Annotated in this window: 10 protein-coding genes; 7 read left to right on the plus strand and 3 right to left on the minus strand. The window is 75.5% G+C overall.

The annotated features are described in order from the left end of the window. Positions 1-134: 134 nt before the first annotated feature. Both ACVWNX_RS17700 and ACVWNX_RS17705 read left to right on the plus strand, forming a co-directional pair. Positions 135-9,005, plus strand: a complete 8,871-nt coding sequence (locus tag ACVWNX_RS17700) for a tetratricopeptide repeat protein (RefSeq protein WP_454408106.1) — start codon at positions 135-137, stop codon at positions 9,003-9,005. A 161-nt stretch (positions 9,006-9,166) separates the two neighbouring features. Continuing rightward, complete coding sequence (locus ACVWNX_RS17705) at positions 9,167-9,559, plus strand: hypothetical protein (protein WP_454408108.1); 393 nt, start codon at positions 9,167-9,169, stop codon at positions 9,557-9,559. A 36-nt stretch (positions 9,560-9,595) separates the two neighbouring features. Here ACVWNX_RS17705 and ACVWNX_RS17710 read toward each other — a convergent pair whose 3' ends face one another. The 3 genes from ACVWNX_RS17710 to ACVWNX_RS17720 form a co-directional block, all read right to left on the minus strand. After that, positions 9,596-10,900, minus strand: coding sequence for a YncE family protein (locus tag ACVWNX_RS17710; protein WP_454408110.1), 1,305 nt, complete (start codon positions 10,898-10,900; stop codon positions 9,596-9,598). A 488-nt stretch (positions 10,901-11,388) separates the two neighbouring features. After that, positions 11,389-12,303, minus strand: coding sequence for an alpha/beta hydrolase (locus tag ACVWNX_RS17715; protein WP_454408112.1), 915 nt, complete (start codon positions 12,301-12,303; stop codon positions 11,389-11,391). Positions 12,304-12,349: 46 nt separating this feature from the next. Continuing rightward, positions 12,350-13,288 carry an alpha/beta hydrolase gene (locus tag ACVWNX_RS17720; protein ID WP_454408114.1) on the minus strand — a complete coding sequence of 313 codons (939 nt, stop codon included), beginning with the start codon at positions 13,286-13,288 and terminating at the stop codon, positions 12,350-12,352. Positions 13,289-13,465: 177 nt separating this feature from the next. On the opposite strand from ACVWNX_RS17720, the gene ACVWNX_RS17725 reads away from it, so the two are divergent. The 5 genes from ACVWNX_RS17725 (at position 13,466) to ACVWNX_RS17745 (ending at position 16,911) form a co-directional block, all read left to right on the plus strand. After that, positions 13,466-14,347, plus strand: coding sequence for a helix-turn-helix domain-containing protein (locus tag ACVWNX_RS17725; protein ID WP_454408116.1), 882 nt, complete (start codon positions 13,466-13,468; stop codon positions 14,345-14,347). A gap of 258 nt (positions 14,348-14,605) precedes the next feature. After that, positions 14,606-14,959, plus strand: a complete 354-nt coding sequence (locus ACVWNX_RS17730) for a hypothetical protein (protein ID WP_454408118.1) — start codon at positions 14,606-14,608, stop codon at positions 14,957-14,959. Continuing rightward, positions 14,959-15,219 (plus strand): Uma2 family endonuclease, encoded by a 261-nt coding sequence (locus ACVWNX_RS17735; protein WP_454408119.1) that lies wholly within the window; start codon positions 14,959-14,961, stop codon positions 15,217-15,219. The genes ACVWNX_RS17730 and ACVWNX_RS17735 overlap by 1 nt, the downstream gene beginning before the upstream one ends. Before the next feature lie 41 nt (positions 15,220-15,260). After that, positions 15,261-16,145 carry a DNA-processing protein DprA gene (locus ACVWNX_RS17740; RefSeq protein WP_454408121.1) on the plus strand — a complete coding sequence of 295 codons (885 nt, stop codon included), beginning with the start codon at positions 15,261-15,263 and terminating at the stop codon, positions 16,143-16,145. Between the two features lie 16 nt (positions 16,146-16,161). Beyond that, a complete protein-coding gene (locus ACVWNX_RS17745) occupies positions 16,162-16,911 on the plus strand; it encodes a ComF family protein (protein ID WP_454408123.1) in 750 nt (249 codons plus the stop codon). The last annotated feature ends 17 nt before the right edge of the window (positions 16,912-16,928 follow it).

Here is a 16,928-nt window from a genome sequence, read left to right on the forward strand (position 1 = left end):
CGTGAACGCCCGGCGCGCGGGAAGAGTAGACGCGCGCCCCCGCAACCGACCGGCGCGCGCCCGCGTCTGAACGCGCGTGACGAGGACGATCCGCGTACGCCGTAGCGCTCGTGACGAGCGGTCAGTATTCGGCCGTGCCGGATAGAATCGGCACGGACACGGCGTTCGGCGCGCGGGGGTTCGGGTTGCTCAGCTGGTCTGGCGAAGACATCCGGGACACGGGCCGCGCCCTGTCCGCCTTCCTCCTCCACGACGACGTCCCGGACGACTCTCCGGGCCACGTTGACGTCCCTGACGGCGTTCCGGACCGCGAGCCGGACCATGACCCGGACGACGGACCGGGGCTCCCGGACGGTCCCGACGAGCCGGACCTCGATGAGCCGGACGGCCCCGACGCCCCGGACGGTCCTGACGAGCCGGACGGTCCCGGCGGGCCGGGAACGGCGGGCGACGCATCCGCCCCGGACGACCCCCGCTTCCCGCCCGGGGCACTGAGCGCGCTGGCCGTCCCCGCCGTCCTCGCCCTGCGCCGCCGCGCGCTGCGGGCGGGCGGCGCCCCCGCCGCCCCACCGCCCGGCGGCGACCCGTACGGGGACGGCGGCCTCGTCACCCGGCTGGTCCGGGCCGCCCGCTCCGCCGCCGCCCCGGACGGCCCCGCCCTCGCCGCGCTGCTGCGGCGCGCGGCCCTGCTGTGGACCGGCGCCACCGACGGCGAGGACCCGGCGCCCCAGCCGCTCACCACGGCCGACGGCTTCGACGGCCTCCTCGCGCCCGTCGCGGCGGCGGCTTTCCAACCGGGCCCCGACCCGGACGCCCCGTACACCGACGACGGGACGCCGGTCCTCGTCGCGCTGGCCCGGGCCGCCCTCGACCACACCGGCCCCCGGTTCGCGCACCGGGTCGCCGCCGCCGTCCGCGACTGGGGCCTGACCGACGGGGAACTCCGCCCGCACCTGGCCCCGCTGGACGAACTCCGCGCCTGGGCGGCCGGGCTGACGGACGGCGCGGACCCGTCCGACGCCGGGGCGCTCGCACCGCTGCGGGACGCCGTGGACGACGCGCTGGACGACGGGGACGTCCCCCGCGCGGAGGCCGCCGCCGAACGGCTCGCCGAGGAGCACCGGCGGCTGACGGTCGTCCGACGGCTGCGGAACGCGGAACGCGCGCTCGGCGCGGACGGGCCGGGTGGCCTGGACCGCGACGGGATCCCTGGCGGAGCCCCCGACGGCGACGGCGGACGCGGCGGGACCGAGGGGGCCAGCGGGACCGGTGGGGTCAGCGGTGACGGCACGGCTGGTGGGGCCAGCGGGGCTGGCAGGGCTGACGGGACCAGCACGGCCAGTGGTGCCGAGGGGGCCAGGGGCACTGGCAGGACCGGAGGGACCAGCGGCGACGGCCCCACCGGAAGCGGCCCGGAGGGGAACGGCCCGGACGGGAACGGGCTGCTGCGGCTGCACGTCCGCACCGCCGCGATGTACGCCGCCGGGGGAGACCTCCACACCGCCGAGCGGTACCTCGACGTCGTCGAACAGGCCCTGACCCCGCAACCGGCGCCCGCGCCGTACCCCACCGCCTCCGTACCGGAACCGGCACCCGCGCCGGACGCCACCCCCTCCGCACCGGACTCCGCCCCCGCACCCGACGACCGCACCGGTCCCACCGCCGAACCGGCCCCCGCCACCTCCGGGTACGCCCCCGGGCACGTCCACGCGACCGCCCCGGAAGGCGCCGGGGAACGGCCCGCCCCAGCGACGGAACCGGCGACGGCCCTCGCCCCCGCGCACCCCGCGCTCGCGGACCCCGCCCCCGTACCCCCCGGCACCCTCACCCCCCGGGACCCGGTCCTGGTCGCCGCCGCCCTGCTCGACCGCACCTCGCCGGGCAGCGGCGACACCCTGCGGGCCACCATCGGCGACGCCCACCGCTGGCGGCTGTGGCAGGAACTGGCCGAGGAGCTGCGCGGACGCGGCGACGACCCGGGCGCCGACGCGGTGTTCGCCCTCGGCCACCCGCCCGTCCCGGCGGCCACCACCTCAGAGGCCCCGTCAGACCCGTCAGCCTCGTCGGACCTGTCAGCCCCACCGGACCCGGACTCGGACTCGGACCCGGATCCGTCACCCCCGTCACCCCCGTCACCCCCGTCAGACCCGTCGGCCTCATCGGACCCGTCAGTCCCACCAGGCCCGGACCCGGACCCGGATCCGTCAGACCCGTCGGCCTCGTCAGCCCCATCGGACCCATCGACCCCGGACCCGTCACCCCCGACACCCCCGACACCCCCGACACCCCCCTCAGCCCCACCGCCCCCGGTGACCCCACCGCCCCCGGTGCCCGCCCCGGTCCCGTACGAGGAGCTCGTCCTCGTCCCGCTGCTGGAGGACCCGCCCGCCGACGCCGTCGGGGACGGTTCGCCGGAGGCCGCCGCCGCGCACTTCGCGCGGGCCGTCGACGAGGGCTCGCCGGTCGCGCTGGGGCGGGCGGTCGGCTGGTACGTACGGGCCGGGGACCCGGGCGCGGGGCTGGAGCTGTACCGGCGGCACGCGCACGCCCAGTACTACCGGGCCGCCGCCGTGTGGAACGTCGCCTGCGCCTACGCGGCCGTCGGGGACGACCCCGCCGCGCTGGAGTCGCTGCGGGTCTTCGCCCGGATCCTGCCCGGCACCGCCGACCCCGCCCAGCGGGCCGCCCTCGACGTCTACTGCGCCCGGCACGGCGAGCCCTCCCCGCTGCCCAGGGCCGCCGCGCCCGGCCCGCCGAGCGGGGCGGAGGGCGCGGCGGACGGATCCGCCACCCCCGTGGACGAACCCGCGCTCGCCGCCCGCGCCAAGGAACTCCACGACGGCGGCAACACGGACGACGCCGTCCGGCTGCTGGACGAACTCCTCACCGCCAACCCCTCCGCCCCGGCCGCGTACCTGCTGATGCGCGTGCACCGGGAGCGGGGCGACCTGGCCGCCGCCCGCGCCACCGTGGAGCGGATCGCCGCCGCCCGGGGCGAACTCAGCTGGCGCCACCACGTGGAACTCGCCCGGGTCGCCCTCGACCGCCGCTGCACCGACCTGGACGTGGCCCGCGCCGAACTCGCCCGGGCCCGGGCCAAGGGCGCCGGACCGCACTGGACCCAGCCGCTGGAGGAACGCCTGGAGCGGGCCTCCGGGCTCTCCCCCGCCGCCCTCACCGCCCCGCCCCCCGGCCGTGGCGGCCCCGGCGCCCCCACCGGCCCCGGAACCGGCGGCTACGGGACCGCTGGCTACGGCTCCGGCTACGGAACCGGCTACAGCTCCGGCTACGGGACCGGCGGCCGGACGACGGACCACGGGCGGCCCGGAGTCGCCCGGGCCCTGCTCGACGGACGGCTCCCGGAGCTGCTGGACGAGGCCCGCTCCGGCGCCCCCCGCCCCGGCCACGACCTGACGACCGTCATCGCCCATCTGCGGGGCATGCGGCTCAGCGTGCCGCCGCCGGGCACCCTCAACCTGGTCATCAAGGCCGTCATGGACGCCCGCGACGACTACGCGGCCCGCGACCTGGCGACCTGGCTGATGGACAACCGGTACTGGGACGAGGCCGTCGAGGTCCTCCAGAGCTGTGTGCTGTGGATCTCCCCGGAGCGGCTGCCCCGCGTACTGCACCTGCGCGACCGGGCCGCGCGGGCGGGCGGCATCCTGGAGGAGCTGAACCCGGCCTGCCCCCCGGTGCGGGAGGACACGGGCACCGCGGTCCGCGCCGACCGCCACGAGATCCAGCCGCACCTGGTGCGGATCGTGGAGCCGGAGGCGTCCCTCGTCGGGATCTGGCGGGCCCAGCACCCGCCGGTCACCGCCGGCCAGGGCGACCTGGTGGACCTGTGGATCGACGCGGTGCGGGCGCACCCCGTCGCCCTCGGCAACGCCCTCGGCCAGATGGTCATCGCCGGGCGCCCCGAGGACGCGCTGCGGCTGCACAGCGCCTACGCCGACGACATGTGGCTCACCGCGGGCGCCGCCTGGAACCTCGGCTGCGCCTACGCGGCGACCGGACGGCTGCGGGCCGCCGCCGACACCTTCGGCTATCACGCCCGGGTCAGCAGCCGCCCGTTCACCGCGCAGCAACTGCGGGAACTGACCCCGCTGTTCGAGGTGGTCGGCCGTCCCGTGCCGCGCCCCGCGCTACGGCCCGCGACGGCGCCCCGACGGATCCCCGCGCACACCGCCGCCCCGGTCGCCGCCCCGCACCCGCCGCGCGCCGCCCCGCTGATCACCGAGGCGGAGTCCACCGCCGCCCGGCTGGTCGCCCAGTGCCGCAACGAGCCCAGCACCCACCACTTCCGGCTCGCCGCCGACGCGGTGCGCAAGGCCGTCCGGCTGGACCGGGCCGGACAGGACCGGCACGCGGCCACCGTCCGGGAGCTGTTCACCCTCCAGACCCCCGACCCGGCCACCGTCGCCGCCCTGGTGATGGTGCTGGAGACCGCGCAGCTGACCGCCGAGGCGTGGGAGCTGCTCGCCCGCTGGATCGACGACAGCGCCGCCCACCCCGAACTCCTCGGCCCCGCCGTGCGGATCGCCCACAAGGTCGGCCGGGTCCGCGAGCTGCGGGACACCCTGCTGCGGCATCTGCGCCCCGAGTCCGGCTTCGAGCTGTACCTGACCCTCGCCAAGGCCAGCCACGAGCTCCAGGACACCGACGGCCGGGCCCGCTACGCCCAGCAGACCCTGGCCCGCAACCCCAGCTGCGCCGAGGCCGCCTACCTCCTCGACCCGCAGGGACGGCAGGCGAAGAAGGCCGTCCAGGCCGCGCCCGGACCGGTGTGGATCGACGCCTCCACCCCGCGCGCCCGGGCCGTCGCACTGCTGGCCACCGCCTACGGCAGCACCATCGACTTCCTCGACCAGTACGCGCTCACCCGCTACCGGCCCGCCCCGCACCGCACCGCGCTGCGCACCGCCCTGCGCGAGGGCAAGAAGGCCCGCCTCGCGGAACGGGTCGCGCCCCCCGAACTCCTCGCCGACGCCGAGGAGATGCTCGCCGCCGCCGAGGCCGAGGACTGGGAGGCGGCGGCCACCCACGCCCGTGCCCTGGTCTCCGGACGCCCCTGGCACGTCGGCATCGCCAACGCCGCCGCGATGTGCCTGATCCGGCTGCACGAGCTGCCCGGGCTGAGCGCCGCCGAGCAGGAGGAGGTCGACGACGAGATCCGCGGGCTGTCCGACATGGCGGGCACCCCGCAGGTGCGGCTGGAGATCCTGGTCCAGCTCGCCCACGCCCGCGCCCGCTACGACGAGGCGGACGCCCTGCTGACCGCCGCGCCCCGCTGGTGGCGCGGCGAGGCCGACGTCTGGGCGCAGGCCGGGCTGCGGGCCGGGGCCGAGACCTGCGACCGCCCCGCCGCCGCCGCCGAACTGCTGCTGGAGTACGGCAGGCTGCGGCCCGGCCCGCCGGGGATGCGGGCGGCGGCGGTCGCCGCGGTCCTCGCCGACCGGGGCGGCCGGCCGGAGCTGACCGACCGGGCGATCACCGCCTACCGGCTGGCCGGGGAGCGGACCCCGACCCCGGAGCGGCTGGTGGACGAGGCGCTCGCGGTCGACTACCCGGAGGTCCTCAACACCAGCGGGGCGCCGGTGCTGGCGCCCGCGCAGATCGACCGGATCGCCGCGCACCTCGCCGCCGAGCCGGTGCGGCTGCTGTCGTTCCTGCGCCGCACCAGCCACCACAGCGGCAACTCCCGCACCCCCGAGCAGCGCCGCGAACTGGTCGCCCGGCGACTGCACCTGTTCGACGTGTACGCGGACGCCGACCGGGTCGGCGCGGCCCTCGTCCGGCTCTGGGAGGCCCTCGACTACGGGGCGGGCATCGCGGAGGTGACCGCCCCGCTGGAGCGGCTGTGCGCCCGGCACGGCCACCCCGACCCGGCGGGGGCCGCCCGCGCGCTGCTCGCCCGCAAGGGCGAGACCGGCACCCAGCCGCCGCCGCCCCGGGCCGTCGTCGCCCTCGCCGAGGAGATCGCCACCGCCCCGCCCGACGCCGGACTGCCCGACCGGGTGGCCCGGTTCATGGCCGAACTCGCCGCCGGGGTGGACCCGTTGGCGGGCGCGGTGGTGGCCCGGCTCGCCACCGGCTGGGACCGTCAGGCCCGGCTGATCCTCGCCACCGCCCACCCGGGCGGCACCCGCGCGAACGCGACCGGCCCGGACGCCAACGGCTCGGGTCCCGCCGCCCTGGGTGCCACCGCCCCGGGTGCCAACGGCCTGGGTGCCACCGGCCCCACCGCCTCGGACACGACGGACGCCCGGCGCGCGCCGGACCCCCGGGGCACCACGGACGTCCAGGACCCGTCGAACAGACCGAGCACGCCGAACACGACGGATACGCCGAGGACGGCGGGGCCGACGGACACGCCGGACGCGCCGGACGCGCCCGCCGGACCCGTCACCGGACTGATCGCCGAGACCGCCGCCGCCCTCGCCGAGAGCGACCCGCTCGCCGAGGACCTGCTGCTGCGCCGCTCCCCGTACGGGGAGTGCGTGTCCGCCGTCCAGCGGGCGCTGCGGGCCCACTGGCAGCGCACCGCCAAGCAGCGGCTCCGGCAGGGCGCCCCGGTCCTGGCGGAGCTGCGGGCCACCCGGATCGGGGACGGGCCCGTCGAGGCGGTGTTCGAACTGCGCACCGGGCAGCAGCCGCCGCTGGCCGCCGCCGTCACCGCATCCGGGGAGGGCGGCGCCGCGTACGGCTGGGAGGGCGACGACCTGTCGGCGGAGGACTCCCAGCGCGGCTCGCTGGTGATCGCCGGGGCCGCCGCCCCGGCCACCGGGGACCCGGTCGCCCTGACCCTGCGGTGGCGGTTCCCCGACCAGGAGTGGTCCGGGCCGGTGCGCTACGAGGTGCCGGTGGAGTCCCTGGCCCGGCGGGACGCGGTCCGGCGGCGGTTCACCCCGAGGGCCCGCACCGGCAAGGAGATGTTCGTGGGCCGCCAGCGGGAGAAGGCCCAGATCCGGCGGACGTTCGCCTACGCGACGGAGGCGCCCGTCAGCCCGCAGCTGATCACCGGCTCCCGGCGGGCGGGCAAGACGTCCCTGATCGAGGACCTGCGGCGGCTGCACAACCCCACCACCGGCTCGCTGCTCCCGCCCGCCGACTGGCCGGTGCCCCGGCTGTTCCCGCTGCTGGTCAGCGGACAGTCGGCGGCCCATCCGGTGCGTGACATCCTGCCGTCGATCGCCGACGACGCGAAGCTCCAGCTCGGGCGCTTCTACCCGGAACGGGAACCGGCCACCGCCCGGTGGGACGGATCCCCCGCCCTGGTCACGGCGTTCGCCGACTGGTGGGAGCGGGTGCGCCGGTCGGTGTGGCCCGACGAGGTGGTCAAGCCGCTCGTCATCATCGACGAGTGCCAGGAGCTGCTGCGCGGCTACGAGACCGCCCCCGAGGTCAAACGGCAGGTCATGGGGGTGCTGCGGGACCTCGTCCAACGCGGTGAGATCGCCCTGCTGTTCAGCGGCTCGTGCACCTACGCCCAGCTCCAGACGCTGCTGGAGGGCACCCTCATCGGCACCGACGTCTCCGATCCGCTGCCCATCGGACTGCTGGAGGCCCTGCACGCGATGCAGGTCGTCCACCAGGGCTTCCACGACGACCGGGACGGGTTCGCCGTCGAGGTGCTCGACCGGGCCGCCATCGCCGTCTACGAGGCCACCCTCGGCCATCCCTACCATCTGCACCTGATCGGCGAGACCCTGGCGAAGCTGCTGGAGGAGCGGGGGCGGCGGGTGGTGGACCCCCCGCTGGTGAAGGAGGCGGTGCGCGCGGTGGTCGGCGGCGAGGGCGCCGTCACCGGGCTGCTCGACCAGTACGACGCGGCCGAGAAGATCCCGCCGCTGCTGTTCGAGGTCGCCGACCGGCTGATGGACTCCCGCGACGAGGGCGACGTCAAGGCGGGCTGGAGCGAGGCCAAGTGCGAGGAGCTGGCCGACTACGTCGACCTGGGGCTACTGCGCCGCGAGGAGGGGTCCACCCTGGCCTGGGTCAACCCGATCGTGGAGCGCTGGTTCGACAACGGGCGCGTCCAGGGCCCCGAGGCCGACCCGCAGACGGCGCCGCTGGAGCGCGAGGGGCTCCAGGTCACCGCCCGGTCCACCCGGGACGACCGCCCCGTCTGGCGGGTCCGCGACGGCTCGGGCCGCAAGTACCGGGCGACCCTCCTCGCCGAGGGCGACCCCCGGGCCACCGTCGAACGGTTCGCGCCCACCACCGCGCTGCCCGCGCTGCCCGGGCGCTGGCGGGCCTGCGGCGACTGGCTCCTCCAGCAGGACGTCGAGGGCCGCACCCTCGACCGCTACCTCAACCCCGACGAGCCGGTGCCCGCCGAGGCCGCCGTCCGCTGGATCGCGGACGTCTGCGACGTGCTGGACGAGGTCCACCGCCGCTGGGGCGTCCCGCACGGCGACATCCACCCCGACCACCTGGCGCTCCACGACGACGGGGTGCGGATCGCGGGCTGGGGCCACAGCGGCGTCCCCGACCCGGACCGCCCCGGCGAGACCCCGCCCACCTGGGACTCCGTCTACTACCGCCCCCAGTGCGAACCGGGCGCCCCGCGCACCGCCCAGCACGACACGGTCGCCCTCGCCGCGCTGCTCCACCAACTCCTCGACACGGAACGGCGGCTGCCCTGGCCGAGCGACGGTTCCACCTCCGGCGACAGGACGGCCGTCCTGGTCGACGGCCCGGTCGGAGACATCCTGTTCAACGTCCTCAGGGAGCCGCGCACCCCCCGGGTCACCAGCCCGGCGGCCCTCGCGGCGAAGCTGCGCGCGACCCTCCCGCCGGACCCGGCCGGACCGGTCCCGCCCGAGCGGCCCGGGGTGACCGTCATCAACCAGACCACGGCCACCAGCCAGAGCACCGGCGGCCGGGTGGACCAGCGGCACAACGAGTTCGGGGGCCCGGTCGGCGCGGTCACCGGCGACGGCGCCCAGGTGGACGTCGAACGGGTCGGCGACCGACGGCGGCCGGGGTCCGCCCCCTGAACCGACCCGCACCCGCCCACGGACCCGCACCCGCACCCGCACCCGAAGAAGCCAGCAACCCCACGAGCCCTACCAGCCCTACGAGGACCACGGACTCCACGGACCCCACAAACCCCACGAGAACCGCACCACCGAAAGAACGAGAAGAAGAGGCACCCTCCATGGCAGAGACCAGCAACACCTTCAACGGCCCCGTCGGCGCGGTCACCTCCGGCGACGGGACGAAGGTGAACATCGGCAACGTCGGCGACGGCACGGGCACCGTCAACGACGGCACCGCCCCCGCCGCCGGGGAGGAGTCCCCGACGCTGCTCGAACAGATCGAGCGGCTGCGCGCCGAGATCGCGGAGGTCCGCGCGGAACTCTCCGAACGCGACGCGGAGGAACTCGACACCGCGGTCGACAACCTGGACCGCGAGGCCCGCGAGGAGGAGCCGAAGCCCGGCAGGCTGCGCCGGTACGCCAGCACCATCCGCGACATCCTCGCGGACGCGGGCGAAACCCTCGCCCCGTTCGGCACGGCGGCCGGGATCTACTCGGCGCTCGGCGGCTGACCCGGCCCTCCGCCCCCGGCCCCGGTCTTCCCGTGGCTAGGGCAGCACCACCACGCCCAGCGGACGGGTGCCGCCGGGCAGCCGCCGGGCGGTGCCCCGCTCCAGGTCCACGACGGTGATCCCGTCCCAGTACCCGGCGCGGGTGAAGCCCCCGGTGACGTAGGCGGTCCGGCCGTCCCGCGACACGGCCACGTCCTCGTGCGGGCCGTCGAGCGGGACGGTCCGCTCGTCGCCGTCCCGGTCGCGGATCGTCAGCGAGGGCTCGCCGGTCGCCTCGCCGACCGGCCCGGTGCCGACGACGAGCAGGGTGCCGTCGGGGGTGAGCGCGGCCCCGTGCTGATGGGTGTCGGCGGTCATCCGCTCGACGGTGACCTTCCCCGTACGGGGGTCCAGCACCGCGAGCCGTTCGCCCTCGAAGGGCAGCAGCAGCCGTCCGTCGTCGCGGACCACCGCGTAGTGCGGCTTCAGCCAGGAGCCGAGGCCGCCCTCGGTGCCGTAGGGCGCGACCTCGAAGCGGCGGGCGTCCAGGGTGCCGGTCCGGACGGCGGTGACGTCGAACGAGTCGTGGTTGGTGGCGTACACCTCGGACCCGTCGCGTGCCACGTCCACGTCGAAGGGACGGCGCCCGACCGGGACCGTGCCGACGACCTCCCGCCGCCCGGTGTCGATCACCTCCAGCACGCCCGGCCCGTCCGGCACGTTGACGCCGACGTACAGCCGCCGCCCGTCGGGGGCGAGCGCCAGGCCCATGCCGCCGCCCCGGTACTCCCCGTCGCCGACCGGCCCGGTCGCGGTGCGGTACGGGATCCGGCCGAGGCTCTTCCGGGTGCGGGTGTCGACGACGGCGACCCCTTCGGCGGTGGCGACCCAGGCCCGCCCGTCCGCCCCGAGCGCGATGCCGTAGGGGGCGGTCCCCACCCGCACGGAGGCGAGCGGACCGCGCTCCGGGTCCAGGAACGTGACGGTGTCCGCCCCGAAGTCGGCCACCAGCAAGGTCCCGCCGGGCGTGACGCCCTGCGGGGCGGGACCGGTCGGGGTCCCCGGGGCGGACGGGTCCCCCGGGCCGGACGGGCTCCCAGGACCGTCGGACGCCCGGCCGGAGGACCCGTCGGGCGCCGTCCGGCCGGAGGACCGCTCCGGGGCGCGGCCGTCGGCGGCGGAGCCGGACGCGCCGCCGGGGGCGCAGCCGCCGAGCAGCACGGCCAGGACGAGGACGAGACCCCCGCCCACCAGGGCCGGGCCCGACGACACCGGGCCTGACGACACCGGGCCTGACGCCGGGGACTCGGCGGGCTTCGCGGGCTTCGGGAACTTCGCGGACTTCGGCAACTTCGCGGACATCGTGGGCTCCTGTCCGGGACGGGAGGGCACGGGGACCGTGCCGGGGGAAGGGTGGGCTGGGGCCGGGCAGTCGGATGGGTCGGGTGGTCCTCCCAGCCTGCCCGGTACGCCCCGCCCACCGGTTCCCCACCCGGCCACGGTCCCCCGGCCGTCCGGTCGACCCCGGGGTCGACCGATCGGCCGACGCGGAGGCCCGGCCCGTCGGGTAGGACCGGGCCGCACCGGCCCACCCGGCCACGGGCCCGGGAGGGACCACCGGGCCCGGGAGGGACAACCGGGCCGGGGAGGGACAACCGGGCCGGGGACGCCCTCCTTGCCGACGGCACCCGGACACCGGCATTCCCGCCCGGACCGCCGCACGCGTCCGGTGCCTCACGCCTCGGGGACCACCTCCAGGGTGTTGCGGCGGACCGGCTCGGTCGACATCGTCACCGAGTACTCGCTGTCCGCGTACTTCTCCAGGTAGGAGGCGGCGACGACTGCCCGGGTCAGAGCTTGTCGGCGAAGAAGGGGCCGAGCTCGCTGACGGCCTCGGCGACCTCCTTCTCGCCGTCGTAGAGCTCCATGTGGTTCGCGCCCTCGACGACGTGGAGCGTCTTGTCCTGGCTCGCGGCGCGCGCGAGGAGGTCGTCGCTCATCCACTTCGATCCGGCCTCGCTGCCGGCGATCACGAGCAGCGGCTGCGTGAGGAACGCCTCGGCCTTGTGGAAGGCGTCGTAGGTGATGATCTGGCTCAGGCTGCGCGCGGTCATGAAGCCCGGCGCGTTCGGGTGCTCGCAACGCGGCGTGTGGTAGTACTCCCACGCCTGGCGCAGCTCCTCGTTCGGCGCGTCCTCCTCGCGCATCGGTGCGAGCGGGAAGGGGTTGTCCTCGCCCCGGGCGTCGGTGGTGCGGGCCTGAGCGCCCATCGCGAGCACGGGGGCGGCGTCGGCGTCGGCGACGTCGCCCGTCCAGCCGTTGCGGAACATCTGGCCGATGTTGACGAGGCTCACGGTGCCCACGGCCTTGATGCGGGGGTCGTTGATCGCGGCGTTGGCGGTGTAGCCGGCCCCGGCGCAGATGCCCATCGCGCCGATGCGGTCGCCGTCCACGTAGTCGAGCGTGGTCAGGTGGTCGACCACGGCGCTGACGTCCTCGGTGCGGACATGGGGGTTCTCCAGCTGCCGCGGCTCCCCGGTGCTCGCGCCCTGGAAGGAGGCGTCGTAGGCGACGGTCACGAAGCCCCGCCCGGCGAGCCTGGCCGCGTACAGGCCGGCGGTCTGCTCCTTCACGCCGCCGCCCGGGTGGGAGACGACGATCGCCGGGTAGCTCTTCGACGCGTCGAAGCCTTCCGGGAAGTTGATCACCGCGGCGAGGGTGGTGCCGTAGCCGTTCAGGGTCTCGATGCTGATGTTCTCGCTCATGACGTCCTCGGGTCTGTCGTCGAACGGATTTTCGGGTGGGGTGGGCTCACAGATGGGCGCCGAAGAACTCCGCCGCGGCCTCGACGGCCTGGCGCGTCGGCTCCGGCCGGTCGTAGAGGTCGTAGTGCGAGGTGTCCTCCACGACGAGGAGCCGCTTGTCCTTCGAGGCCGCGCGACCGTAGATCTCCTGGCCGTCGCGGTACGCGCCGAACCCGCCCGGCTGGTCGCCGATCACCACCAGCAGGGGCCGGGTGAGCAGCTGCTCGGCGCCGAAGAACGCGTCCCAGCCGATCGCCGCGGCGTGACGCGACAGCATCACGCTCGTGGCGCCGCCCGCGCTCCGTCCCCGGTCGGTCTTGTAGTAGTCCGTGGCCTCCAGCACGTCGATGTCGGTGAGCCCCGCCTCCCGTCCGGCCCCGACCGAGGCGGGCAGGAGGTCATCGACGCGCGCGTCCCCGCCGCGTGCCTCGGCGGTGCGCCGCTCCGCCATCCGCTCCAGGGCGCCGATCGGGTCGTAGCCGCTGAACGACTCGCGGCTGAGGCGCCCGAAGTTCACGCCCGTGATGCTGGTGACGGCCTTGATCCGGCGGTCGGTCATGGTCGCGTTGACGACGTAGCCGCCGCCCCCGCAGACCCCGATCCCGCCGATGCGGTCGGCGTCCACGTACGGCAGTGTCACGAGGTGGTCGACCGCGACGCGGATGTCCTCCACGCGCTGCGCGGGATCCTCGACCAGACGGGGCTGACCGCCGCTCTCCCCCTGGTAGCTGGCGTCGAAGACCAGCACCACGTAGCCGGCCTCCGCCAGCCCCTTCGCGTACACGTTGCCGGCGGTCTGTTCCTTGCAGCTGCCGATCGGGTGAACGCTCACGACCGCCGGATAGGAGCCGTTCTCGTCGAAATCCGAGGGAAGGTGGAGGATTCCCGCCAGGTCCCAGGCCATCCCCGGGGAACGGAAACTCACGCGCTCGGTTCGTTCGGTCATGATTCCTCCTGGCCATCCTGCTCATCGTGGTTCGGGCCGCGGACCGGTGCCCGTCGGCTCCCACGACATCGACTGTGGTCGCCCTCGACCGAGCGCGGAAGGTTGTGATGGAACCCCCCTCGTGGGGGGCTCTGGCGGAACCTGGTCCCCGACCGGGACAGCCCATAGCGTTGAGCCATGGCACCGAAGGACGAGCGCGTACGGGACTTCCTGGCCGCCCGTCGCGCGAAGATCACCCCCGACATGGCCGGCATCCTGAAGGGAAGCGGCCCGCGCCGCGTCCCCGGCCTGCGCCGGGAGGAGGTCGCGATGCTCTCCGGCGTCTCGGTCGACTACTACACCCGGATCGAGAAGGGCGACCTGACAGGGGTCTCCGACGAGGTCCTCGACGCCCTCGCCCGCGCCCTTCAGCTGACCGAGGACGAGAACGCCTACCTCTACGACCTCGCCCGTACCGCGCGCCGCCCCTCGCGGGCGAGGAGCCAGCCGAAGGCCGCGGCGGGCGTGCCGCAGCAGGTACAGCTGCTCATCGACGCGATGAGCGCCACCCCTGTCATCGCCCTGAGCAAGAGGCTCGACGTCGTCGCGTCGAACGCTCTCGGCCGGGCCCTGTTCGACATGGCCTTCACCAGCCCGACCCGGCGCTCGTCGGCCGCCGCGCCGAACCTGGCCGCCGTCGTCTTCCTCGACCCCGCCGCGGCCGGTTTCTACGACGACCTCGACGACGCGGCCGCCGCGTGCGTGCGCATCCTGCGTGCCCAGGCCGGCGCGACGCCGCACGACAAGCAGCTGATACAGCTCGTCGGCGAGCTGTCCACGCGGAGCACCGAGTTCAGAACCCGCTGGGCCGCCCACGACGTCGGCGTCCACCGCGCGGGCAGGAAGACCCTCCACCACCACCAGGTCGGAGAACTCGTCCTGGGCTTCGAGGAGCTGACCCTCGACTCCTCTCCCTCCGTCACCCTGTCCGCGTACGTCGCCGAGCCCGCCTCGCCCACCGCCGAGCGCCTGCAACTGCTGGCCGCCTGGGCGGCGACCACCATGGCGGCGCACCCGTGAACCGGGCTGAGCCGCCCGCCCCGCCCACCGGCCACGGCCCGGACCACGCCCCTGGCCGTTCGGCGGGCAGGGCGTCCCCGACCATGACGACGGCCGACGTCCCGAAGCGACCGCCGCGGTGACGGACCCCCGTCCGGAAGGGGCGGGGGTCCACACCGGGCGCCGTCCCGCAAGCCCCCGCGCGCCCGTTCATCGGATGGTGCGAACAACAGCCCGATCCACGCGGGACGCCGGCCCTCCGGGCCTAGGGTCCGACGCATGCGCCCGCCACCGCTCGCCCTCCTCGCCTCCGCCTCGCCCGCCCCCGGTCCCCTGGACCGGGAGCACTTCGAGGCGTTCGCCCGCTGGGGATGCCGGGTGGACGAGACCCTGCGGCTGGAGTTCGTCGACGGGCGGATCGTACGGAGACCCCAGCCGGACGGGACCCACGGGCGGATGCTCCAGTGGCTGACGCTCCGCTGCCTCCGGCACGACGCCCGGTGGTGGCTGCACGCCGACCGGGGCGTCGGACTGACGACCCGGCCGTCGGGCTGCGCCCGCCCCGACGGGGTGCTCGCCCCCGTGGACGCCTCCTCGGGCACGGCGCGTGGTCGCCCGCCGACGGCGTGCTGATGACCGTGGAGGTGACCTCCCCCGCCCACCCGGACGCCACCCGCCGCGACCGGATCGAGAAGCCCCGCGCGTACGCGGAGACCGGCATCCCCGTCCATCTGCTGATCGACCGCGACACCCATGAGGTCAAGGTCCACTCCCTGCCCGACGGGGTCCGCTACGAGTCCGTGCTGACGGTGCCGTTCGGCAAGACGGTCCCGCTGCCGGACCCGGTCGGCTTCGACCTCGACACGGAACCGCTGACGGGGTGGGTGGCATGAGGCGAGGGGCCGGAGCGGGGGTGCTTCCCTATACTTCCCGCATGGATCAGGAGCTGGAGCAGGCCGCGGTGATCGCGCTGCTGCGGCGCGGAACGCGTTCCTGGTCCGATCTGACCGACCAGATCGAAACCGTGGGAAGCGCCCGGGAAGTACTGGAGAGCGCGCTCGACGCCTCGGGACAGGCGGCCCTCTTCACCGCCGAACCGCCGGTGGACCTGGAAGCCGTCGTCACCGAGATCGCCGCGTGGCGGCGCGAGGGCATGCGCCTGGTGACGATCCTCGACGAGGACTACCCGCTGTACCTGCGGCTGGTGCACCAGCGTCCGCCCTTCGTCTTCCTGCGCGGAACCCCCGTCGAGGACGACTTGCGGGTCGCCGTCGTCGGCACCCGCGAGCCCACCGCGGAGGGCGTCGCCCACGCCCGCGCCATCGCGGGCGGACTGGCGGCACGCGGGGTCACCGTGGTCTCCGGACTGGCCGCGGGCATCGACACCGCGGCCCATGACGCCGCGCTCGCCGTCGGCGGCCGGACCGTCGCCGTCATCGGCACCGGGCTGCGCAGGGCGTACCCGGCGCGGAACGCCCGCCTCCAGGAGGAGATCGCCCGCCGTGGACTGGTCGTCTCCCAGTTCTGGCCGGACGCCCCGCCCTCGAAGACGTCGTTCCCCCTGCGCAACGCGGTGATGAGCGGCTACAGCCTGGCCACCGTCGTCGTCGAGGCGGCCTACCGCAGCGGTGCCCGGATGCAGGCCCGGCTGGCACTGGAACACGGCCGCCGGGTCTTCCTCATGGAGTCACTGATGTCGCACGAGTGGGCTCGCGAGTACGCCAGCAGACCGAACACCACCGTCATCGACGGCCCGGACGACGTCTTCGAGGACATCGACTCCCTCGTCCCCACCACGGGCGAACTGACCTGGGCATAGGAAGGCAGCAACGGGATTGACCACCGTCGCCGGAATCTCCGCCCGCTACGCCAACTTCCTCGTCCACCCCCTGCTGCCCGACCCCGCCGTGTGCCAGGTCTGCCACGGGCCCGTCGGCCCCGGGTACCTCCGCTGCTGGCCGTGCCATGAGGCGGACCGGACGCTCGGAACGAGTGTGGCGGACCTCGTGGTCCCGGTCAGCCTGGCACTGAAGGGCCGGCAGTACGCCAACGAACTCTGGCGCTACAAGAACGCCGCAGGACCCCAACGGCAGCACTTCCGCCTCGGGCTGGCCGCCGTCCTCTGGCGTTTCCTCGCCCTGCACGAGAACTGTGTGGCGGAGCGCTGCGAGATACCGGCTTTCGACGTCGTCACCACGGTTCCCAGCACCCGTGGCCGGGTCGACCACCCGTTACGCTCCATGGTCGCCGAAACGGTGGCCGTCACCCGCGAACGCTTCCGCGACCTGCTCGTCCCCGGCCCGAAGGCGACCTCGCTCGGCCGTGTCCCGTCCCGTGAGCGCTACACCTCGCAGCGGCTGCGGGGCGAACACGTCCTCCTCGTCGACGACACCTGGACCACCGGCAGTCACGCCCAGTCGGCCGCCGCCACCCTGAAGTCGGCGGGCGCGGGACGGGTGGCCGTCGTCGTCCTGGGGCGCCATCTCAACATCGGCTACGGGACCACGGCCTCCCACGTCGAGCAGGCGATGCTGCGCCGTTTCTCCTGGGGGATCTGCGTCCTCCGCGACGGAATCCACGCCTGAGGGCCGCCGGGCGCACC

This window comes from Streptomyces sp. JNUCC 64 (assembly GCF_054484115.1).